This is a genomic window from Stutzerimonas kunmingensis (assembly GCF_032106285.1).
GTDB classification, from domain to species: Bacteria; Pseudomonadota; Gammaproteobacteria; order Pseudomonadales; family Pseudomonadaceae; genus Stutzerimonas; species Stutzerimonas kunmingensis_B.
This window is the reverse complement of the sequence record NZ_DAMCPO010000006.1, coordinates 161,258-182,680: the sequence shown is the minus strand read 5'-3', so window position 1 is coordinate 182,680 and position 21,423 is coordinate 161,258. Positions and strand designations below refer to the sequence as shown.

General features: G+C 62.8%; 22 protein-coding genes and 1 tRNA gene. 14 read left to right on the top strand and 9 right to left on the bottom strand.

Features of this window, described 5'->3' with window-relative positions:
• Position 1 precedes the first annotated feature (1 nt).
• Positions 2 to 841: an ABC transporter ATP-binding protein gene (locus tag RT582_RS07250; RefSeq protein WP_180983603.1), complete on the top strand. Its 840-nt coding sequence runs from the start codon at positions 2 to 4 to the stop codon at positions 839 to 841.
• Between the two features lie 3 nt (positions 842 to 844).
• Here the strand turns inward: RT582_RS07250 and RT582_RS07245 are convergent, their stop codons facing one another.
• Complete coding sequence (locus tag RT582_RS07245; protein WP_313477023.1) at positions 845 to 1,867, bottom strand: alpha/beta fold hydrolase; 1,023 nt, start codon at positions 1,865 to 1,867, stop codon at positions 845 to 847.
• A gap of 142 nt (positions 1,868 to 2,009) precedes the next feature.
• On the opposite strand from RT582_RS07245, the gene glnT reads away from it, so the two are divergent.
• The 3 genes from glnT (at position 2,010) to RT582_RS07230 (ending at position 5,224) form a co-directional block, all read left to right on the top strand.
• Positions 2,010 to 3,374, top strand: coding sequence for a type III glutamate--ammonia ligase (gene glnT, locus RT582_RS07240; protein WP_313477022.1), 1,365 nt, complete (start codon positions 2,010 to 2,012; stop codon positions 3,372 to 3,374).
• 22 nt (positions 3,375 to 3,396) lie between these two features.
• On the top strand, positions 3,397 to 4,470 hold the full coding sequence (locus RT582_RS07235; RefSeq protein WP_014820358.1) for a putative urea ABC transporter substrate-binding protein: 1,074 nt from the start codon (positions 3,397 to 3,399) through the stop codon (positions 4,468 to 4,470).
• Positions 4,471 to 4,573: 103 nt separating this feature from the next.
• Positions 4,574 to 5,224, top strand: coding sequence for a TetR family transcriptional regulator (locus tag RT582_RS07230; protein WP_255849175.1), 651 nt, complete (start codon positions 4,574 to 4,576; stop codon positions 5,222 to 5,224).
• Here the strand turns inward: RT582_RS07230 and RT582_RS07225 are convergent.
• Together RT582_RS07225 and RT582_RS07220 are read right to left on the bottom strand one after the other, a co-directional pair.
• Complete coding sequence (locus RT582_RS07225; RefSeq protein ID WP_041013998.1) at positions 5,199 to 5,471, bottom strand: DUF1652 domain-containing protein; 273 nt, start codon at positions 5,469 to 5,471, stop codon at positions 5,199 to 5,201. The genes RT582_RS07230 and RT582_RS07225 overlap by 26 nt on opposite strands.
• Before the next feature lie 258 nt (positions 5,472 to 5,729).
• Positions 5,730 to 5,819, bottom strand: a tRNA-Ser gene (locus RT582_RS07220).
• Between the two features lie 128 nt (positions 5,820 to 5,947).
• Between RT582_RS07220 and RT582_RS07215 the strand changes: the two genes are divergently transcribed.
• The 7 genes from RT582_RS07215 (at position 5,948) to RT582_RS07185 (ending at position 10,164) form a co-directional block, all read left to right on the top strand.
• Entirely contained in the window at positions 5,948 to 6,616 is a 669-nt protein-coding gene (locus tag RT582_RS07215) for a Bax inhibitor-1/YccA family protein (protein ID WP_015277156.1), read from the top strand.
• Between the two features lie 90 nt (positions 6,617 to 6,706).
• Positions 6,707 to 7,099 carry a sulfurtransferase complex subunit TusD gene (tusD, locus tag RT582_RS07210; RefSeq protein WP_125877541.1) on the top strand — a complete coding sequence of 131 codons (393 nt, stop codon included), beginning with the start codon at positions 6,707 to 6,709 and terminating at the stop codon, positions 7,097 to 7,099.
• On the top strand, positions 7,099 to 7,458 hold the full coding sequence (gene tusC, locus RT582_RS07205; RefSeq protein ID WP_102831678.1) for a sulfurtransferase complex subunit TusC: 360 nt from the start codon (positions 7,099 to 7,101) through the stop codon (positions 7,456 to 7,458). Before tusD ends, tusC begins: the two co-directional genes overlap by 1 nt.
• Complete coding sequence (gene tusB / locus RT582_RS07200) at positions 7,458 to 7,760, top strand: sulfurtransferase complex subunit TusB (RefSeq protein WP_312146308.1); 303 nt, start codon at positions 7,458 to 7,460, stop codon at positions 7,758 to 7,760. The genes tusC and tusB overlap by 1 nt, the downstream gene beginning before the upstream one ends.
• On the top strand, positions 7,757 to 8,092 hold the full coding sequence (locus RT582_RS07195) for a TusE/DsrC/DsvC family sulfur relay protein (RefSeq protein ID WP_313477021.1): 336 nt from the start codon (positions 7,757 to 7,759) through the stop codon (positions 8,090 to 8,092). The genes tusB and RT582_RS07195 overlap by 4 nt, the downstream gene beginning before the upstream one ends.
• On the top strand, positions 8,089 to 9,072 hold the full coding sequence (locus RT582_RS07190; protein WP_023445611.1) for a glycosyl transferase family protein: 984 nt from the start codon (positions 8,089 to 8,091) through the stop codon (positions 9,070 to 9,072). Before RT582_RS07195 ends, RT582_RS07190 begins: the two co-directional genes overlap by 4 nt.
• Positions 9,073 to 9,156: 84 nt before the next feature.
• Entirely contained in the window at positions 9,157 to 10,164 is a 1,008-nt protein-coding gene (locus tag RT582_RS07185; RefSeq protein WP_313477020.1) for a glutathione S-transferase family protein, read from the top strand.
• 115 nt (positions 10,165 to 10,279) lie between these two features.
• Here RT582_RS07185 and nahK read toward each other — a convergent pair whose 3' ends face one another.
• The 5 genes from nahK to RT582_RS07160 all read right to left on the bottom strand — a co-directional run bounded on the left by nahK (position 10,280) and on the right by RT582_RS07160 (position 19,424).
• On the bottom strand, positions 10,280 to 12,880 hold the full coding sequence (nahK, locus tag RT582_RS07180) for a hybrid sensor histidine kinase/response regulator NahK/ErcS' (RefSeq protein WP_020306320.1): 2,601 nt from the start codon (positions 12,878 to 12,880) through the stop codon (positions 10,280 to 10,282).
• The gene (nosP, locus tag RT582_RS07175) at positions 12,849 to 14,012 is read right to left on the bottom strand and encodes a nitric oxide-sensing protein NosP (protein WP_003284516.1); all 1,164 of its coding nucleotides are present in this window, start codon (positions 14,010 to 14,012) and stop codon (positions 12,849 to 12,851) included. The genes nahK and nosP overlap by 32 nt, the downstream gene beginning before the upstream one ends.
• 427 nt (positions 14,013 to 14,439) lie before the next feature.
• The gene (locus RT582_RS07170) at positions 14,440 to 15,627 is read right to left on the bottom strand and encodes a porin (protein ID WP_313477019.1); all 1,188 of its coding nucleotides are present in this window, start codon (positions 15,625 to 15,627) and stop codon (positions 14,440 to 14,442) included.
• 294 nt (positions 15,628 to 15,921) lie between these two features.
• Positions 15,922 to 18,438, bottom strand: a complete 2,517-nt coding sequence (gene pqqF, locus RT582_RS07165; protein ID WP_313477018.1) for a pyrroloquinoline quinone biosynthesis protein PqqF — start codon at positions 18,436 to 18,438, stop codon at positions 15,922 to 15,924.
• Between the two features lie 38 nt (positions 18,439 to 18,476).
• Complete coding sequence (locus RT582_RS07160; RefSeq protein WP_045666586.1) at positions 18,477 to 19,424, bottom strand: MerR family transcriptional regulator; 948 nt, start codon at positions 19,422 to 19,424, stop codon at positions 18,477 to 18,479.
• A gap of 93 nt (positions 19,425 to 19,517) precedes the next feature.
• On the opposite strand from RT582_RS07160, the gene RT582_RS07155 reads away from it, so the two are divergent.
• Positions 19,518 to 19,964, top strand: coding sequence for a thiol-disulfide oxidoreductase DCC family protein (locus RT582_RS07155; protein WP_125861920.1), 447 nt, complete (start codon positions 19,518 to 19,520; stop codon positions 19,962 to 19,964).
• Here the strand turns inward: RT582_RS07155 and RT582_RS07150 are convergent.
• Entirely contained in the window at positions 19,961 to 20,275 is a 315-nt protein-coding gene (locus RT582_RS07150) for a DUF6482 family protein (RefSeq protein WP_255849129.1), read from the bottom strand. The genes RT582_RS07155 and RT582_RS07150 overlap by 4 nt on opposite strands.
• Positions 20,276 to 20,493: 218 nt before the next feature.
• Here RT582_RS07150 and folE point away from each other — a divergent pair, with 218 nt between their 5' ends.
• Positions 20,494 to 21,051, top strand: coding sequence for a GTP cyclohydrolase I FolE (gene folE, locus RT582_RS07145; RefSeq protein WP_014820374.1), 558 nt, complete (start codon positions 20,494 to 20,496; stop codon positions 21,049 to 21,051).
• The gene (gene folX / locus RT582_RS07140) at positions 21,051 to 21,422 is read left to right on the top strand and encodes a dihydroneopterin triphosphate 2'-epimerase (protein ID WP_014820375.1); all 372 of its coding nucleotides are present in this window, start codon (positions 21,051 to 21,053) and stop codon (positions 21,420 to 21,422) included. The genes folE and folX overlap by 1 nt, the downstream gene beginning before the upstream one ends.
• Position 21,423: the final 1 nt, after the last annotated feature.

The window sequence follows — 21,423 nt, the reverse complement described above, 5'->3', positions numbered from 1 at the left end:
CATGTCCGATGCCAAGATTCGTGTCCGTCAGGTCGGCAAGACCTTTGTTAGCGAGCGCCGCGAGGTGCAGGCGCTGCAGTCGATCGACCTGGATATCCAGCCCAACGAGTTCGTCACTTTCGTCGGTGCCTCGGGCTGCGGCAAGTCCACGCTGCTGCGCATCATCGCCGGGCTGGAAACGCTGAGCCGCGGCGAGATCCTGCTCGACGGCAAGCCCATCGATGGTCCTGGCGTCGACCGCGCCATGGTCTTCCAGCATTACAGCCTCTACCCCTGGCTGACGGTGATGCAGAACATCAAGTTCTGCCGCCAACTCAAGGTGATCGGCGACACCGTGCGCCACGACGGTGACGTGGAGTCCGCCGCCGGCCGCGCCGACGCCCTGCTCAACCTGATGGGCCTAACGCGCTTCGCCGATGCCTATCCCAGCCAGCTCTCCGGCGGGATGCAGCAGCGCGTCGCCATCGCTCGCGCCCTGCTGCCCAAGCCCGCGACGCTGCTGATGGACGAGCCGTTCGGCGCGCTGGATGCGCAGACGCGCGAGGTCATGCACGACCTTATCCGCCATGTGCACAGGCTGGAAAAAAGCACCATCCTGTTTGTCACCCACGATGTCGAGGAAGCCATCTATCTGGGCAGCCGCATCGTGCTGATGGCGCCGAGGCCCGGGCGTATCGACTCCATCTACGAGGTGCCGCTGCCGGCCCAGCGCCATCAGGACATGAAGCTCGCGCCCGAATTCACCGAGCTCAAGCGCGAAATCCTCGCCCGCATCCGCGAGACGTCCGGCATGCAGACCGACCTCGAGCAACTGGCCAAACTCAGCGCCGTGGCCGGCTAAAGGCTAGCGGCCGAGCAACTCGGCCATTGCCGCAAACACCTGCTGCATGGCCGGCGCGCTGCGGCCCGGCCCACCGGCGCAATGGCCCCAGTCCGATTCGAGCACCCGCAGCTCAGCACCTGGGATCAGCGTGGCCTCGTGGCGGGCATCCTCGACGGTGAAATACAGGTCTGTACTGCCGGGCATTAGGATGGACCGCGCGCGGATGCGACCCAGCGCTTCGGCCAGCGAGCCACCGCCGAAACTGCGGGCCGGGTCGGCCGATTGCCAGGTGTTCAGCACGCAGAGCAGGTCGTTGGCGTCCTGCTCCAGATGATCCTGCTCCCAGTAGTCGAGCAGCGCCTCCAGGCTCTCGAAGCCCAGCTCGCGCCACAGCTCGTGACGATAGAACGCCTGGGAATAGGCCCAGCCGGCATAGGCACGGCCAAAGGCACGCAGGCCGCGTTCCGGCGGCGTGGCGTAGCGACCGCCCTGCCAGGCGGCGTCGGCGCAGAGCGCCGCCTTCACCCCTTCGAGAAACACCCGGTTGTGCGGCCAGCAGCGCGCCGTGCAGCAGAACGGCAGGATGGCGCACACTCGCTCGGGGTAGGCCATTGCCCAGAACAGCGTCTGCATGCCGCCCATGGACCAGCCAGTCACCAGGGCGAGCTGCCAGTCGTCACCGAACAGCCGGTCGAGCAACGCCTTCTGTGCGTGCACATTGTCCAGCAGGCTCACCTGCGGAAAGTCCGCACCCTCCTGTCCCGGCGCCGCATTGCTCGGCGAAGTCGACCAGCCGGCGCCGAACAGGTTGATCAGCACCACGCAGTAATCGCCGCCTGCCAGTGGCCCCTCCGCACCAAGCAGGGGCAGGCTGCCCCAATGTGTGCCGCCGTAGTAGCTGGGAATCAGCACCAGGTTGTCTCGCGCCCGGTTCGGCGTGCCTATTACCTGATAGCAAATGCGTGCATTGCGCAATCGCTCGCCGCTTTCCAGGCTCATTTCGCCCAGCGCGTGAAGCTTCTTTTCCCTTTTTATTTCAAGCATCTGCATGACTCCCACATCGGCGAAACGGGCAAGCAGTGGCACCAGACGTAGCCCGTTTCTATACACGCTGGCATGTATATTGGATGAAGGAATCGTGCCAGCGGCCCCGGCCGCCATTCATGACTCCAAGGAGCGCAAGCAGATGACCAGCTTCCCACTCTCCTCCGTCGAGGAGCTGAAACAGCGGCTGCAGGACAAGGGCGTGAAGTACGCCATGGCCAGCTACGTCGACATGCACGGCGTGATCAAAGGCAAGTTCGTTCCGCTCGACCATCTGGGGCAGATGCTTCGCGGTTCCGAGCTGTACACCGGCGCAGCGCTGGACGGCGTGCCGCAGCAGATCAGCGATAACGAAGTGGCGGCGATGCCCGATCCGGCCAGCGCCACCCAGTGCAGCTGGAATCGCAGCCTGGCCTGGTTCGCCAGTGATCTGTACCTGGACGGCAAGCCGTTCGAAGCCTGCTCGCGCGGCATTCTCAAGCGCCAGACCGACGCTGCGGCCGAGATGGGCTACAGCTTCAATCTGGGCATCGAGACCGAGTTCTTCCTCTACAAGGACACCCCGGACGGTGGCTTCGCCCCACTCAGCGATCGTGATACCGCGGCCAAGCCCTGCTATGACCCGCGCCTGCTGATGGACAACCTGCCGGTGATCGATGAGCTGGTGGAAGCCATGAACGAGATGGGCTGGGGCGTGTACTCGTTCGACCATGAAGACGCCAACGGCCAGTTCGAAACCGACTTCAAGTACGCCGACGCGCTGACCATGGCCGACCGCTTCGTGTTCTTCCGCATGATGGCCAACGAGATCGCCCGCAAGCACGGCGCCTTCGCCACCTTCATGCCCAAGCCCTCGGCGCAACGCACCGGCAGCGGTGCGCACTACAACATGTCATTGGCCGATCTGGCCTCGGGCAAGAATCTGTTCGAAGTGGACGGCGAAGACCCTCATGGCTGCGGCGTCACCCCGCTCGCCTATCACTTCATCGCCGGCGTCCTGAAACACGCCAAGGCGATCTGCGCGGTCATCGCGCCAACGGTGAACAGCTACAAGCGGCTGATCCGCAAGGGCGCCATGTCCGGCTCGACCTGGGCGCCGGTGTTCGTCTGCTACGGCAACAACAACCGCACCAACATGCTGCGCATTCCGTCCCAGGGCGCGCGGGTCGAATGCCGCGCCGCGGATATCGGCTGCAACCCCTATCTCGGCGCTGCGATGATCCTCGCCGCCGGCCTTGAAGGCATCCGCGACAAGCTCGAACCGGGCCAGCCGCACCGCGAGAACATGTACGACTACAGCGAAAAGGACGTCGCGGATATGGGCATCGAGACCCTGCCGCGCACCCTCAGCGAAGCCATCGACGCCTTCGAGGCCGATCCGCTGTCGCGCCAGGTGTTCGGCGATGCGATGTATGAAGCCTTCGTCGACTACAAGCGCGACGAATGGAATGCCTACCACACCCATGTTTCCGACTGGGAAATCCAGCGCTATCTGAAATTCTTCTGACTCGATGAAAAGGAGATTCACCATGCAAGCCAATACGTTCAAGCGGGCACTCTGTGCCGGCGCCGTGATCTTTGCAGCCCTTTCGCCTTTTGCCGCGCAGGCCGAGGAAAAGAAAAGCTTCGATATTGCCTGGACCATCTACGCCGGCTGGATGCCATGGAAGTATGCGGATGAGTCGGGAATTATGAAGAAGTGGGCCGACAAGTACGGGATCGAAGTGAACATCACCCAGGTCAACGACTACGTCGAGTCGATCAACCAATACAGCGCCGGCCAGTTCGACGGCGTAGTCGCCACCAGCATGGATGCGCTGTCGATTCCGGCAGCCGGAGGCATCGATACCACGGCACTGATCGTCGGTGACTATTCCAACGGCAACGACGGGATGGTGATGAAGGACAGCGCCGACCTGAAGAGCCTCAAGGATCAGCAGATCCATCTGGTCGAGCTGTCGGTTTCGCATTACCTGCTGGCCCAGGCGCTCGATAGCGTCGGCATGAGCGAGCGCGACGTACAGGTGGTCAACACCTCGGACGCCGATCTGGTCGCGGCATTCAGTACGGACGAGGTGCGCAATGTCGTGACATGGAACCCGCTACTCGACGAAGTCGCCGCCACGCCCGGTGCGCACCGCACCTTCGACTCCAGCCAGATCCCCGGCCACATCAAGGACCTGACCATCGTCAACAGTGAAACCCTGGCCGACAACCCTGATTTCGGCAAAGCCGTGGTTGGCGCCTGGTATGAGGTGATGGCGATCCTGGAAAGCGACACCGAGGAAGGCGCCAAGGCGCGTGCCTCGCTGGGCCAGGCCTCCGGAACCGATCAGGCCGGGTACGAAAGCCAGCTCAAGGGCATGAAGATGTTCTGGAAGCCTGCCGACTCGCTCGCGTTCATCAACAGCGACGAGGCGTATCAGGCCATGGACAGCGTGCGCAGGTTCTCCTTCGACCACGGTCTGCTGGGCGACGGTGCGGACTCGGTAGACTTTATCGGCATCGCCATGCCTGGCGGCAAGTTGATGGGCTCGGACGCCAACGTCAAACTGCGCTTCGATACCACCTACATGCAAATGGCCGCGGACGGAAAACTCTGAATCATCAGCCCCTGACGGGCGCCACGCGCCCGATTCATCAGCCACGGCGCGCTGTCGCACAGCGCGTTCTGGCTGAGCCACCGCGCATCATCTGAGGCCCCACATGCGCCGGACCAAAGAAGACGCCGAACAGACCCGTCTGAAGATCATTGCCGCGGCGCTGGAATTGTTCAGCCGCAACGGTTACTCGAACACCACGCTGGCGATGATCGCCGACAGCGCCGGCTTCAGCCGCGGCCCGATCTACTGGCATTTCAAAAACAAGGACGAACTGTACGAAGCGGTCCTGGCCTACTCCCAGGCACCGCTGGAGCAGCTCATCGCCCGCAGCCGAAAGCTGGCCGACGAGCCGCTTGTCGCGCTCGAGCACTTCATCGACGACTGGTTTCGGCTGTTGCTCGAGGACCGCTGGTATCGCCAGTCTTTCGAGATCCTGCTGAACAAGACCGAACTCACGACACAGATGGCCAGCACATTGAAGCGTGAACGCAAGCTGACCCGCGACATGGTCCAGCTGCTGGAGGCGCTCGTCGAGCGAAGTCAGCAAACCCCTGGCACCGGCAACTGCCAATCCCCACGATCGCTGGCGCTGCTGCTCTATTCGAGCCTGATGGGCATCACCCACACCTGGTTGCTGTCACCCAAGCTGTTTTCGCTCAGGGAGCAGACGCCCTTCATGGCGAGCAATCTGTTGGCGCTGGTGACGTCGCACGCTCCATCCTCAGTGACTAGCCAAGCAAGCGAGGGCGCTTGAGCTTGCTCAGCAGCGCCGGCCGCAGCGCGGCGGCGTCCAGATCGATGGTATTGATCAGCCCGGTGATCTCGGCGCGGGAAAGCGATAGCCGGCACGGCAAACCGGTAAGCAAAAGCGACTCGCCTGCCGCTTCATCGACTAGCAGCACGCGGATGGTCGAGGGCGAATCCATCCGCGCGCTGAACAGCAGCGGTTCGAAATATTGTTGAACCAGGGCAAATGCCTCCGGTTGCCTGAATCGCTTCATGATGACAACTCCATTTGTCAGGCGGCGGATTCTAGCAGTGGCTTTCGCATCGCTCTGGCTGGCAAGTGCCAACTGCAGCACAACGTGCGTCGACACTGTTTGAGCAAAACTTGCCCTACGGATGTTGCAGGAAGTCGCGCGGGCAGCCTACGCAATGAACTGCAGCCTGACATTCGCCGATCCTGGCAACATCCGCGCTCGTTTTCCGTACCGCAGAAACGCTGAAGGCCCCGTAATCGGGGCCTTCAGGATTGCAGATGGCGGAAGCGCAGAGATTCGAACTCTGGGAAGGGTCTCCCCTTCGGCGGTTTTCAAGACCGCTGCCTTCAACCACTCGGCCACACTTCCGGATAAAGCGGGCGCAATAGTACCGGATAGAAATACACTGTCAAACACTGATGCTAGGCATCCAACTTGCCTCTGTTATGATCCGGGACAAATCGTCTCAGGCTTGAATTCATCCAAGGAGTGTCGCCATGCACGAACACGAATACGCGCTTAGCCACACGCAGGTCGAACAGCGTGAGGTCAGCAAGGTCCTGCGCAACACCTACGGGCTACTGGCCATGACGCTCGCGTTCAGCGGCCTGGTTGCCTATATGGCCATGCAGGCCAACGCGGCCTACCCGAACATCTTCGTGGTGCTGATCGGCTTCTATGGCCTGTTCTTCCTCACCGCCAAGCTGCGCAACTCGGCATGGGGCCTGGTTTCCACCTTCGCTCTGACCGGCTTCATGGGCTACACGCTCGGCCCGATCCTCAACATGTATCTGGGTCTGGCCAATGGCGGTGAGCTGATCAGCTCGGCGTTGTCGATGACCGCTCTGGTGTTCTTCGGACTGTCGGCCTACGTGCTGATTACCCGCAAGGACATGAGCTTCCTCAGTGGCTTCATCACCGCGGGCTTCTTCGTGTTGATCGGCGCCATGCTGGCGGGCTTCTTCTTCCAGATCACCGGGCTGCAACTGGCGATCAGCGCAGGTTTCGTGCTGTTCTCCTCGGCCTGCATCCTGTTCCAGACCAGCGCCATCATCCACGGCGGCGAGCGTAACTACATCATGGCCACCATCGGCCTGTTCGTTTCGCTGTACAACCTGTTCATCAGCCTGCTGCAGCTGCTGGGCATCTTCGGTGGTGACGACTGATCCGGCATCGCCTTGAACGAGCCCGCTTCGGCGGGCTTTTTCATGCCCGCAGCTGGCGTATCATGTCCGCTGTTCTGCCATGGTGCTCCGATGAAATTCGTAATCGCCCTGTTCGCCCCGCCCCATTCACCCGCGGCACGCCGCGCGCTGCGCTTCGCCGAAGCCACCCTCGCCGGCGGGCATGAAATCGTCCGGCTGTTTTTCTATCAGGATGGCGTGCACAGCGCTTCGGCGAACGTCGTGGCGGCACAGGACGAACTGGACGTGGCGGCTGAATGGAGCCGTTTCGTCAGCGCCAACCAGCTGGACGGCGTGGTCTGCATCGCCGCCGGCCTGCGTCGCGGCGTACTGGATGCCGGCGAAGCGCAGCGCTACCAGCGTCCGGCGGCGAACCTTGCCGCTGGCTGGGAACTGTCGGGGCTGGGCCAGTTGCATGAAGCCGCGCAGCAGGCCGATCGGCTCGTCTGCTTCGGAGGCCAATGATGGCGCGTTCCATGCTTATCATCAGCCGTCAGGCGCCTTGGGCCGGCCCCTCTGCGCGTGAGGCACTGGATATCGTTTTGGCCGGTGGCGCTTTCGAGCTGCCGCTAGGGCTGCTGTTTCTCGATGACGGCGTGTTCCAGCTTACGAAGGCGCAGCAGGCCGCATCGCTCGAGCAGAAAGACCTGACCGCGAATCTGCAGGCGCTGCCGCTGTTCGGCATCGACAGCCTGTTCGTCGCTCGCCGCAGCCTGGCCGAGCGCAACCTGGACGAATCCTCTCTGGCGCTGCCGGTCGAAATCCTCGACGACGCTGGCCTGAGCACCCTGATCAACCGCTATGACCATGTGATCACGATCTGATGGCGACTCTGCATCTGCTTTCCCATTCGCCCTTCAGCGACGGCCGCTTCAACAGCTGCCTGCCGCTACTAGGCGACACCGACGCCCTGCTGCTGGCCGGCGACGCAACCTACGCCCTGACAGCCGGAACCAAACCCGCGACCAAATTGGAGCAACTGCCAGAGCAGGTCGCGCTGTTCGCACTTGAAGAAGACGTGCAGGCCCGGGCACTCGGCATGCTGCCGCCGCGCGTGCAATTGCTGGACTACGCGGGCTTCGTCGAACTGACCTGCCGTTACGAACGGATCAACAGCTGGCTATGAGCAGCCTGGTCGTGGATGGGCGCGAGATCGCGCTGGACAAGGAAGGCTTTCTGGTCGATCTGAGCGACTGGAACGAAGCCGTTGCCGAAGCGCTGGCGCGCCGTGAAGAGTTGGAGCTGGAAGACGAACATCGGGAAGTGCTTCGGCTGCTGCGCGAGTTCTATGCTGAATTCCAGCTGTCGCCGGCCACACGCCCGCTGATCAAGTACACCGCACTCAAGCTGGGGCCTGAAAAGGGCAACAGCATGCACCTCAACCGCCTGTTCAAGGGCACCCCTGCCAAACTGGCCGCCAAACTGGCCGGGCTGCCAAAACCGAGCAACTGCCTATGAGCCTCGAAACGCCTGCAGAACATCCTTTCGCCGCCTTCGTGCGTATCCTTGGCAAAGGCAAGCGTGGCGCCCGCGACCTGACACGCGAAGAAGCCCGCGAAGCCATGGGCATGCTGCTCGACGGCAAGGTGGAGGACGCTCAGCTGGGCGCCTTCCTCATGTTGCTGCGACACAAGGAAGAAAGCCCCGACGAGCTGGCGGGCTTTACCCAGGCCGTGCGTGAGCGCGTGCAGGCACCGACTATCCCGGTCGATATCGACTGGCCGACCTATGCCGGCAAAAAGCGCCACCTGCCCTGGTATCTGCTGGCAGCCAAGTGCCTGGCAGCCAATGGCATACGCATCCTCATGCACGGTGGCGGTGCCCATACTGCTGGGCGCATCTATAGCGAACAGCAGCTTGAGCTGCTGGGCATTCGTCGATGCGAGAACTGGCAACAGGTCAGCGTGGCACTGGACCAGAGCAATCTCGCGTTCATCCCGCTGGGAGCCTGGATGCCGGTGCTGCAGCGCATGATCGACATGCGCAACCTGCTCGGCCTGCGCTCGCCAATCCACTCGCTGGCGCGCCTGCTCAACCCGCTGGGCGCACGCTGCGGCCTGCAGAGCATCTTCCACCCCGGCTATCAGGATGCCCATCGCCAGGCCAGCACCCTGCTCGGCGACCACGCCATCGTCATCAAGGGCGAAGGCGGCGAGATCGAGATGAACCCGGACAACATCTCCCATCTCTACGGCACCACTGGCGGCACGCCGTGGGACGAGGAATGGCCGGCACTGTCCGAGCGGCGCCACGTGAAGCCCGCACAGCTCGACCCGCAGCAGCTGCTTGCCGTCTGGGCTGGCGAGCAGGAAGACGCCTACGGTGAACTCGCTGTGATCGCCACCATGGCCCTTGCCCTGCGAGGCCTTGGCGCCACGCGGGAGGCAGCTTTCGAGCAAGCGCAAAGCTACTGGCGCACCCGCCATTCATCGATTTAAGCGATAGGATTAACCCGCCATTCGGTCACATCGATCGAACGATGCTTCCTAGACTGGCCTCCTATTCCGTAACAGGAGGGCACCATGGGATTACTGATCGATGGCCAGTGGCACGACCGCTGGTACGCAAGCCGCGATGGCAAATTCGAACGCGAACAGGCCAAGCGCCGGCACTGGGTCACGCCCGACGGCGCGCCCGGGCCTGACGGCCAGGGTGGCTTCCAGGCCGAGGCCGGTCGCTATCATCTCTATGTTTCGCTTGCCTGTCCGTGGGCGCATCGCACGCTGATCTACCGCAAGCTCAAGGGGCTCGAGCCGCTGATCGAGGTTTCCGTTGTCAGCTGGCTGATGGCCGAGCACGGCTGGACCTTCGACAAGTCCACCGGCTCCAGCGGCGATGCGCTGGACGAATTCGACTACCTGCATCAGCGCTACACCCGTGACGATCCGAAGTACTCGGGCCGGGTCACCGTTCCCGTTCTTTGGGATCGCGAGCGCCGGTGCATCGTCAACAACGAGTCGGCCGATATCATCCGCATCTTCAACAGCGCTTTCGACGAGCTGACCGGCTCTACGCTGGATTTCTACCCAGAGGCGCTGCATGGCGAAATCGATGCGCTAAACGCGCGGATCTATCCGGCGATCAACAACGGGGTCTACCGAGCAGGTTTCGCCACGACCCAGGAGGCCTACGAAGAGGCCTTCGACGAGTTGTTTCGTGAGCTCGACTGGCTGGAGCGACGCCTGGGCAAGCAGCGCTACCTGACCGGGGAGTACCTGACAGAGGCCGACTGGCGCCTGTTCACCACAGCCATTCGCTTCGACGCGGTTTACCACGGCCACTTCAAGTGCAACCTGCGCCGCATCGAGGACTATCCGAACCTGTCGAACTGGCTGCGCGAGCTGTACCAGTGGCCGGGAATTGCCGAAACGGTGGATTTCACACACATCAAGAACCACTACTACGCCAGCCATCGACAGATCAACGGAAATGGCATCGTGCCGAAAGGTCCGCTTCTTGGACTGGATCGACCACATGATCGCGAGCGCCTGCGAGGCAACGGCATCTGGGTGAGATCGGAGCACAGCTAGCCTGAAAGCCATACCATCGCCCAGATGTCGTGCTTCTACAAAACTCCAGGTCCTGTGGGAAGCGCGCCCGCGGCGATGCGGTCACATCCGGCGGCTGCCGGGGCCAGCGGATCAGTCATCCAGCTGTACCATGCTCGAGCATATGGCACATGGCAGTCTTCAGCTTCATCGGCCGCACCGGCTTGTGCATCAGCATATGGCCCAGCTCGCGGACCTGCTGCTTGAGTTCGTTGCTGTAGTTGGCGGTGATCATCAGCGCCGGTAGCGGGCTGGCGCGGCGCGCATTGACGGTGGCGACGACATCGATGCCGGTGTGGCCATTGTCCAGGTGGTAGTCGGCGATCATCAGATCGGCCTCGGCATGGAAGTTGTCCACCTGCCTCGCCAGGTCCTCCTCGGACAGCGCCGTGATCACCTTGCAGCCCCAGCCTTCCAGCAACGTGCGCATGCCCGCACAGATCGCCGTGTCGTTATCCAGCACCCAGACCCGGGCGCCCTGCAGCCGCTGTAGCACCAGCTCCGTGGTGCTCGTCTCAGGCCGCGCCTTGGGTGCGCGCTTGGCCAAGGGTACGTCGATGGCGAAACACGAGCCGCGTCCCGGGTGCGAACTGACCCGGATACGATGGCCCAGCATACGGGCGATCTTCTCGACGATGGCCAGGCCAAGGCCGAGACCACGATCCTGGTTGGGACGCACGCCCTCCCCGCGTTTGAATTCCTGGAAAATTTCCTCGAGCTTGTCCGACGCGATGCCCACGCCGGTATCCCAGACTTCGATGGACAGACTCTGCCGGTGGCGACGACAACCGAGCAGTACGCGTCCTTTGGGTGTGTAGCGAATCGCGTTGGTCAGCAGATTGCGCAGGATGCGCGCGAGCAGCTGGATATCGCTGCGCACCAGCGCCGAACAGGGAATGAAGTCCAGCTGCAACTGTTCGGCCCCGGCGATCTGGCGGAACTCCATGGCCAGGTTTTCCAACAGCTCACTGACGGCGAACGGGGCGATATCCGGTTTGATCACGCCGGCATCCAGCTTGGAAATATCGACCAGCGTGCCGAGCAGGTTCTCCACGTCTTCCAGCGAGTTGCTGATGTTGCGGATCAGCCCGCCGTTGGGCGCCCCCGGTTGTTCCAGCAAGGCGCTGGTGAACAGCCGCGCGGCGTTGAGCGGCTGCAGCAGGTCATGGCTGACCGCGGCAAGGAATTTGGTCTTGGACAGGTTGGCCACTTCCGCCTCGCGCTTGGCTTCGCGCAGCCGCGCCTCGACATGGCTGCGCTCGTCGATCTCGCGCAGCAGCTGGTCGTTGAGGCTGGTCAGCTCGGCAGTGCGCTCACGCACCCGCTGTTCGAGATTCTGATAGGCCTGGTGCAGCGCCTCAGCGGTGCGCCGGCGATCGGTGATGTCCTGAATCAGCACGAAAATACCGGCCACTTCGCCATTGGCCTGCCGGTTCGGCACATAGGAGCGCAGCATGTAGCGCTGCTGGCCGGCATGGTTGCGCTCGGCCATCTCGAAGCTGACGCTCTCGCCCGACAGTGCGCGATCGATGTAGGGCTCCAGTTGCCGCCAGTGCTCGCCGCTGTGGACCTCGCGCAGCGACTGGCCGAGCATGCCGTCGCTGGGCCAGCGATACCATTCCTCGTAGACCTTGTTGGTGAACTCGTAAGTGAGATCGGCCGAGACGTAGGCGATCAGCGCCGGCACATGGTCGGTGATCAGGCGAATCCAGCGCTCGCTCTCGCGCAGCGCCTCGGCATGGCGGTAGCGCTCGGTGATGTCAGTAAAGGTATTGACGAAGCCGCCGGTGGGCAGCGCATGGGTGCGAATTTCCAGCACGCGGCCATCGAACAGGCGCTGCTCCAGCTCGCGGATTGGCCGGCCGCGGGCGTCACGGCTGTTGGGTGTGAGCAGGGTCAGCTCGCTGTCGGCCATGACCTCCTCGAACGGTCGATGTGCCTCGATCGGCGCCAGCCCGCAGAGTTCGAGAAAGCGCCGGTTCCACAGCTCCAGCGCACCCTCGGCGCTGACCATCGCTACGCCCTGGGACAGGTTGTCCACCGCGCGCTGCAACAGCCTCGACTTCTGCGCCAGCGCCTGCTCGCGACGCATGGTCTCGCTGACTTTCACCTCGGTGATGTCGGTGTAGAGAATCACCAGCCCGCCTTCACGGGTCGGCCGCTCGCTGACCTGCACCCAACGGCCGTTGTTCAGTCGATACACCGTGGGCTCATCGCCCTTGCCGCGGTGTTCCTCGACGATCAGACCGGTGCTTTCCGCCAGCCGGCGGACCTCGGCCAGCCGCGTGCCGGCGTTGATGCGCGCGCGCGTGCGCGTCCATAGCGACTTGAAGCGACGGTTGAACAGGACGATGCGCTGATCCCGGTCGAACAGCACGAAGGCGTCGGAAATGCTTTCGATGGCGTCTACCAGGTGCTGGTGCGCGGTTTCCGCACGCAGCCGCGCATCGCTGAGCAACTGGTTGCTGCCCTTGAGCTCGGCCATCGCCTGGTTCAACGCGTCGGTGCGCTCGCGCACCTGCTCGGCCAGTTCCACCGAATGCTGGAACGCCGCATAGGATGCATCCCGTCCGGCGCCACTGGATTCGACGCGCTCGATCAGTGCAGCGTTGATGCGTTTGAGCTTGAGGTTTTCGCGCTCGAGTTCGGCCTGGCGCGCCAGCAGCTCAGCGACCTGCCCGGCCTCCGGGTCGGCCAATGGCGACACCGGTGAAGGTCTGGTTGATGTGCATGCCATTGAACTGCTCTCCGTAGGTGTTGAAGCCGATCACCTGCTGGCGTCGGAGAAAAGCCGAGGTCTGTTCGCTGGTGTCGTTGCCCTCGATTTCCAGCCGGCGCAGAAAGCAGTCGCAACCAATGGTCAACAGCGGCGGCCCGAGGCGCTGTTCCAGCCGCTCGAACAGGGCTTCCAGATTCGGCATCAGCGGACCGGGTTCCATGGCGGTGAGCACGATGCCGTTCTCCACCGCGCAATAGAAGGTCAGGCTCATGTCCTCGTTGACCTTCTGGATCGAGCGCACGTAGTAGTGCTCGTTGATCCGCACCGCCAGGGGATGGGCGGCGAACAGACGGTGATCGAGATCGCTGACCGGCACACCGATCAGCCGGGCGTATTCCTCGGCGGCCGGCTCAGCGTTCAGCTCGTAGACCCGCCTGCTGTTGCTGTCGGCGCGGGTCACGACCAGTTTGTCTTCGAGTGGCAGGATGTGATGGGTGGTGAACACCTCGAAATCCAGCCAGGTGTTGATCAGCACCACGATCGCCGCACCGCTGTAGAACCGGCCGTCGTAATAGACGTAGGTATCGCTGAGGTGATTGTCGTCGCCAGCCGAACCGCCGAAATGCGGAATGCTGCCGAACGCGGCGCTAAGCGCAGACAACACGATCTCCTCACGGCTGGACAGCCCGTCGAGCAGCGTCAGCGCAAAGCTGTGGTCCTTGATCGGCGCCAGCGAGTTGCTGCGGCAGTCGCTACCCAGGCGTTCGACCAATTGCTGTGCCTCGATCAGGCTGAAGCGATCCATCTCGTCGATTAGCTCGCAGGCGATGGAAAAGCTTCGATGGTCGAAGCCGACTGCCGTCACGCAGCTGCGCCCATAGCCCTGAGAGGTGATCTCGCCCGCCGAGGTGCAACCGACCAGACGCACGCCACCGAAGTATTGGCGCAGCGCATCGCCCAGCGCCGGCAGGTCGTATTCAGCGGAACAGAAGAACAGCACGAAGCCCAGATGCGGGTGCATCAGTTGGCGCGCCAGGTCCTGCGCCACCGTTTCGGGTAGCCGGGCCTCGGACATCGCCGTGCGGATCACTTCGCCTTGTTCATCGGTCACGCACGATACCCCGCACCACTTGAATCGGATGACCCCATTCTTGGGCAGGGCATATGGGACGAAAATGCTACTTGAGTACCGGTAAAGGCCTGCCTAGGTAGTATCGCGACGAAACAACGCAGCGCTGCGATGCTAGTTCAGCTGAAGTGGCCGCAGCGTCGGTTCCCGTCCACCAGCCATCCTCTGCACCGCGAACCATACGGTGTCCATCCCGATCAAGCCTGGCCTCAACGCACGCTGGCCATGTCAAGTGATGCGCAGATGCAGAAAGGCCGGCCCCTTACGGGTGCCGGCCTTTGTCGTGGTTGCGCAGAGATCATCACTGCGCACAGGGCGTGGGATACGCTCAACGTACGTCCCACTGCCGATGCAACGAATGGAGCGACCTACGGTTCGACGTCCATCCGCGCCCTGCTGATCGCCTCGCTTAGAAGCTCAGCGCCGCGCCCACTGCGAAGGTGCGGGTTTCTTCGTCCAGTGCCGGGCTGTCCTTGCCTTCGATCTCGAACTGGTTCAGTTCGGCGACCAGGGTCAGGTTGTCGTTGATGCTGTGGAACAGGGCGATACCGCGGGTCTCGTAATCGGCCTCACCGCCCAGACCGTTGCCATCATCCTTGGTCTGACCGTAGGACAGCGCAACGCGGTTCTTGCCGAAGCGGTAGGAGCCCTGCAGCAGGTAGCCGTCGCTGTCCACTTCACGCAGCAGTGCTTCGCCGGCGTTGTTGGTGAAGAACGGGTTGATACCTTCGGCCTGGAAGCCCGAAGCGGTCAGCGACAGGTTGCCCATCTTGGCCTGCACGCCGTAACCCAGGCCCTTGGAGTCAACTTTCTCGATGCTGCTGTTGGTATTGTCCGAGCTCTGCTGCATGCCGTTGATCCAGGTGTAGAACTGGGTGCCACCCAGCTCGAACTCGTAGGTCACCTCGGTTTCGAAGCGCGGGGCTTCCTGGTAAGCCTTCTCCAGAGCGACGCTGGTGTCGCTGGTGGTGTCCACCGGGTCCATGATGCCGGCAGCGATGCGCAGGCCGCTCATCTTCGGCGAACGGTAGGTGATCTGCGACGTCGGGAACGGATAGGGGTAACCGGTACCGATGTTGCCGAAGGAGACGCCGCCACCATCGACCAGACCCAGATTATCGCTGACCTGACCGTAACCGCTGAGCATCTCGTCGAGCAGGATGTTGGAGCGGCCGAACAGGCCGAAATCCTTACCGAACAGCACTTCGCCCCACTGCTCATTCGCTGCGGTGGCGTAGAACTGACGAACGTCGATACCGGTTTCGGTGCTGTTGCTTTCGCTGTCGTTGATGGTCACCCAGAACGAGGAACGACCGCCCAGTTTGAGATCGCCGACCTGCTTGCCGAAGTTGAAGCCGATCCAGTTGGGCAGGAAGCCCATCTTCACCCGCGACTGCTTGCGATCGAACTGCTCGCCGGCACGCTCGACGTCGCTGTGAACGTAGAAGGTGTTGAAGTAACCATCGGTGGAAAAGGTGGTGTCGTCCTGATCGTAAAGCACGATTTCGGCGACGGCCGACTGGCTTACGGTCATGGCGACGGCACTGGCCAGGACCAGTGGCAACAGGGTTGATACGGCTTTCTTGTTGTTGTGCATGGCGCTCTCCGCGGTTTTGACGACAAGCAGTCGTGACGGGAGCGATTATCGAAAGGCCGTCCGAGCGCACATACGCTGCGATGGCGGCGAAAGGCTAGTACTTTCGCCCGGGGTGCCGTCTTGCATGTAAAGCATCTCATCCGACCGCCAGACGCACGAGGCTTAGGTCGTACACCCAAAGCAGCGCGCCACCATACCCCGGCACAAGCCATGGCAGCCCGCTGTAAACGGCTGGCCATCGAGTTGCATTGTCGGGGTTGAATGGGCGGGTGATGTGGGACGCTGAGGTAGCCGTCAGCAACGATGCCAACGCGTGTCGGGCGCTTCGGCATTGGCGACCACATGCCAGCCGCCTTCGGCATCGCGCAGCGCCTGTAGCTGAGCACGGATAGCTCGGGCATCGAGGTTGGCCGACGCCGCAGCCACCGCCTCCGGGTGGTCGCCATCGAAGCCGGCCAGGTGCGCCTGCCATAATGACTCGGCGCGGCGGCGCAGGTTGCCGTCGTGGTTGCCGGTCGAGGGATCCGCTGCAGCGACTTCAACCAGAGTGCCGGCAAAGCCGTCGAGGAAGGTTTCGATATGGGCGAGGATCTCACTGGCAGATGCGCTGGGAGACTGCACCGCGAAAACGATGCCCGGGCACTCGCCGAACTGACGATAGCCACAGAACACCGCATAGCCGAGCTGCAGTTCGCTGCGCAGTCGACGGAAGAACGCGCCTTCCATCAATCGCGCCAGGCGCCGCCAGCTCGCCTCGATGAAGGCTGTCCGAAGCGGTAGCGGACAGAACAGCACCAACGCGGTTTCCACGCCAGGCTGGCCAAAGCGCGACCAGCAATAACGCGGTGTGCTTTCGTGGTACTGACCGGCACCGGGTCCGGCCAGCCCAGGCAGCTCAGCCAGTACCGTCTGCAACGGGCCACTCAGATGCCGAGGCAGCCCCACTGCCAATGCATCCCAATGGGACTGATGCCAGGCTTGATCGAGCGTGTGCTGGTCCAGCGATGCATCACCGTCTCGTGCGGCTCCCGCGAGCAGGAGCGGCAGGCGGCGCAGCAGTTGCCGTATCAGTATCTCGTCGGCACCTGACGTCACGGACTCGTAGCACAGGCGGTATCCTTCATTGAAAGCAGCCGGCGACGGCACTTTGAGGATGTCGGTCAGGTCACGAAGAATTACTGGCAACGCTTCGGCATAACCGCACAGCCTCAGGCACCAGCTGTGCCCATGGTCATCGAAATGCAGCTCGACACCGGCTTGCGCCGCAGCGATGGTATGCCTGCGTAGCGCCGCGTGCAGCGTATGCCAGAGCCCTGCCGGTGGCTGGCCAGCGGCAAACCGCCAACGCAGGTAGAGCGCGCCCTGCCCTGCAGCATCGGTGTGTTCGACCCAGCGCAGGGATGGCATCTGCAACGGCACCACGCCCGGTTGCATGCGCTCACTGAGCCAAGGATTGCGTTCCGGCAGGTGCCATTGCCATCCAGTCCTGTCTGACGGCGGCAACTGCTCGGCGACCAGGTCCAGCTCGAACCCAGCCTTTACCGGCTCGATGCGCTTAGTCCGAGCGCAACCTTCGCCGTCCACCGTCAATACGATCGGCCTGCTCGCATGAAGCTGCGCACCCAGCATCTCAAGCGCCTGCTGCACACGATTCGTATCGATCGACGGCGTCCAGGCAGCCGGGTCAATCCAGTAGCGCAACAGGGCCAGCGGCTCCTTGCCCATGAGCCCGCGCTGACGGACCTGCGCGTACTCGCCCCAGAGCTCTGACCAGGCTGCCTGCGTGCTCATGAAATGCAGCCAGTCACGCACTGCGGCAACAATCTGCGCGCGTTCCGCCATGCCGCGTTCGGTCAACTGCACCTCGAAGACGGCCACACCCTGCCCGTCATGCCAGTACGGCACCCGCAACGAGACGGCATCGCACCAGTGGGCGTCGCTGAGGGTTTGGAAAAGACTCCGGTCGGCTTGCGAGCTCAACCATGAGCCGAGCACATCCAGCGCCACGCAGGCTTCATCCGGCAGCTCGTCGAGGGCGAAAGCGATATCCAGATACGGCCGCGCGCCATCGACGCTCAGACGCAAGGTGCCGCCATCATCGGCGCGCAGTGGCTGTATCGGCCTCGCGACGTTCGGTGCGACCGGTAGCTGGCATTCATCGCTCTGCAGCAGTTCCAGCACCTGCTCAAGGCTGCAGGGTGCGGCGACCAGCAGTTCCATCTGCCCGGTTTGATAGAACCGCTGGTGATATCCCGTCAGCGCTTTCTGGAACGCTGGCGCCTCTACCGGCAGCGTTTCGCGATTGCCCGCGTGAAACCCTGAAAAGGGATGCGCGCAGCTCAGTGTCGTACCGATCGCGGCGTCGCACAGAGTCTCCCGGTCCCGCCCCCGTGCCAGGAATTCGGCCTGCAACACCTCGCGTTCGCGCAACTGCGCCGCAGGATCGAGCAGCGGCCGGGCGAGCATGTCGAGCAGGCGTTTGAGGGCTTCGCCGAAGGCAGCGGCAGGCACCTGGAAGAAGAAGTCGGTATGACGCTCACGGGTCGATGCGTTCAATTGCCCAGCGCAACCCTGCACGAACGGCATCAGGCTCTGAGTTGGCGCATAGGCCTGGCTACCCAGGAACAGCAGGTGCTCGAGAAAATGCGCAAGCCCTGGGTATTCGCCCGGCGCATCGTGTGCGCCGGCGTTCACGCGAACGAGGGCTGCTGCCTGGTTGCCCGCTGGCAGCTGGATAAAGCCCAGCCGCAGGCCATTGGGCAGGACCTGCCACTGCGGCAACACGGCAGGCGGAACGCTGTCTGGCGTCATGGATCGATCTCCTGTTGCCGAACAGCTGTGCGCATGACTCAGGTATCCAGCTGGCCGGCCAGGAACTGGCGCAGACGGCGCTGCATCAGCTTGCCGGAACTGCCGAGGCAGGCGATCGGCGTACCCGCCAGCGCTTCACGCCCCAGTTCGGCCGCCTCACCGGCCAAAGCCAAGGAGCAATCAAGCGCGAGGGACAGCTTGTTGAGCTGGCGCAACTGCGCCTCGCCATGGGGAACGTTGGAGAACAGCACCAGCCCCTGCGGTTTCATCTTGTCGCAGACCAGCGCGAGTTCTTCCAGCGGCTGCCCGATCGGCAACACGCTGACGGCCAGACTGTCGCCACTGAGCATCAGGCCTGCCACGAGCAATTCAAGCTCGCGACACTGCCCCGGCATCGCGGCGAGCAGTACACGCTCGCCAGCCGGCATACGGGCCAGCTGCAGCCGCTGCAGCGCCCGGGCACGAAGGAAGGCATCGAGAAACAGCCACTCGCTGGTACCGCCAAATTCCTCCTGACGCAGCAGCAGCTCCTGCCACACCGGCAACAGGACATCCTGAAACACCACAGCCAGCGGATAGGTAGAGAAGATCTGGCCGTATAGCTGCTCCAGTCGCACCTCGTCGAAACCATTCACCGCATCACGCAGTTGCCCCTGCCACTCGTTCCACTCGCTACTGGGGGTTGCGGTCGGTTCCTCTGCCTCGCGGGTCGCTGCGCTGCGCGCCAGTATGCTGCCGACCTTGCTTACCGCCACGCCACGCTCGGTCCAGGAAAGAATGCTGCGAACCGCCTCCACGTCGGCCATCGAGTACAGGCGATGGCCGCTCTCGGTCCGCGTCGGCCGGATCAGCCCGTAGCGGCGCTCCCACGCGCGCAAGGTGACCGGGTTGACCCCGGTCAGGCGGGAAACTTCACGGATAGGGAATAGATCCTGCTGCTCGAAGGCGCTCGAGGCCAGGTTCGAAGCGCCGGAAGAATCGGTCATGGGGCGGCTCGCTGGAAAAGAATGCCGAGATTGTAACCCAGCGTTTCGCAGCATACCCTCTACAAACGTTGTACAAATGCAAGGTGCGATGAAATGACGCCTGATTTGCCCCTGACGCTCTATGTCGATCGAGCTTGTCCGCTGTGTGCCCGAGAAGTTCGTTGGCTGGAACGCAGCGCCGATCCGGCAAGGCTGCGGCTGGTGGATATCAGCGCTGCCGATTTCGATCCTAAAGGGCTCGACCGGGATCTGGCGCAGCTCCGACGCCGTCTGCACGCCCGCAGCGCCAGCGGTGCCTGGCTGACCGGCGTGGACGCCACCTACTGGAGCTGGCGACTGGCAGGCCACGGTCGCTGGGCCGCACCGCTCGGCTGGCGTCCATTGCGGCCACTGCTGTTGCTCGGTTACCAGCTGTTCGCCGTGCTGCGCCCTCATCTTGACTGGCTGCCGCATCCCGACGGTGCGAGTCGTTGCACAACCGGGTGCAATGTGCCGCAAAAGCCGTCGAAGACCAGCGCCGCAACCGATGATCGCCTTTAGTTGTCGGCAAGCAGAGGCATGCGCAGGCCAAACCCGGATTCCGCAGCAGCCGGGCGGCCGATCATTTCGTCATGGCTGACCGGCTGCCGCCAGTAGACCTCACGCACACCGCACGCCCTGAGCTCCCGCTTCAGGCTGCCCTGGTCGCTCCAGACATTGCGCTGGCCATCGGCGAACTGCCGGCGACGACCGCTGCGCTCGACCACCCAGGCGCTGTACCCGCAGCAGCGCAGACCATGCAGCTCGACCCGCTCTATTCGGCCACGAAATAGCGCAATACGCAGCCCAAGTCTCGACACGCTCTGTTTCATACTCGGATACCTGTACAGATTCAGTTAGCCGCATAGCCCCGCAATTGCCTACCTGCCTGCCAAATGGCGGACTCGGGCTAAGGAGTTCTTATGCAGCAGAATATTCCTGTACATTTACCTGTATAATAAGAAATATCCGTATAGCTTTATCGCATCCCCCATCGATGCAACAGCATTCCCCTCCACGCAACAGCGCCCGACGCACAAAAGGAACCGTCATGAACGATCTGCCTGGTCATTACCGCGAAATACTCTCCGGGGTGGGTGAAAACCCGGAGCGCGAAGGTCTGCGCGACACACCGCAACGCGCGGCGAAGGCGATGCAATACCTGTGCGGCGGTTACAACCGCAGCCTGGAAGAGATCGTCAACGGCGCGCTGTTCGCCTCGGACAACGACGAGATGGTCATCGTCAAGGACATCGAGCTGTACTCCCTGTGCGAGCACCACATGCTGCCCTTCATTGGCAAGGCCCATGTGGCGTACATCCCCACCGGGCGCGTGCTGGGCTTGTCGAAGATTGCGCGAATCGTCGACATGTTCGCCCGCCGCCTGCAGATCCAGGAAAACCTGACCCGCCAGATCGCCGAAGCCATTCAGGAAGTCACCGGCGCCGCTGGTGTTGCGGTGGTCATCGAAGCCAAGCACATGTGCATGATGATGCGCGGCGTGGAAAAGCAGAACTCGGTGATGAACACCTCGGTGATGCTCGGGGCCTTCCGCAGCTCCTGCAACACACGGATGGAATTTCTACAGTTGATCGGGAGGGGCCAGTAATGCCGCGCCTGGAACCTGGCATGGCGCGCATCCGGGTGAAGGATCTGCGCCTGCGCACCTACATCGGCATCAACGAGGACGAGATCCTCAACCGCCAGGACGTGCTGATCAACCTGAGCATCCTCTACCCGGCGGTCGAGGCGGTGCGCGACAACGACATCGAGCAGGCACTCAACTACCGAACCATAACCAAGGCGATCATTCGCCATGTGGAGCTGAACCGCTTCGCCCTGCTCGAGCGCATGACCCAGGAAATCCTCGACCTGGTGATGGCACATCCCGCGGTGAGCTACGCCGAGGTGGAAGTCGACAAGCCCCACGCGCTGCGCTTTGCCGACTCGGTCTCGATCACCCTCGCTGGCAGTCGCTGAG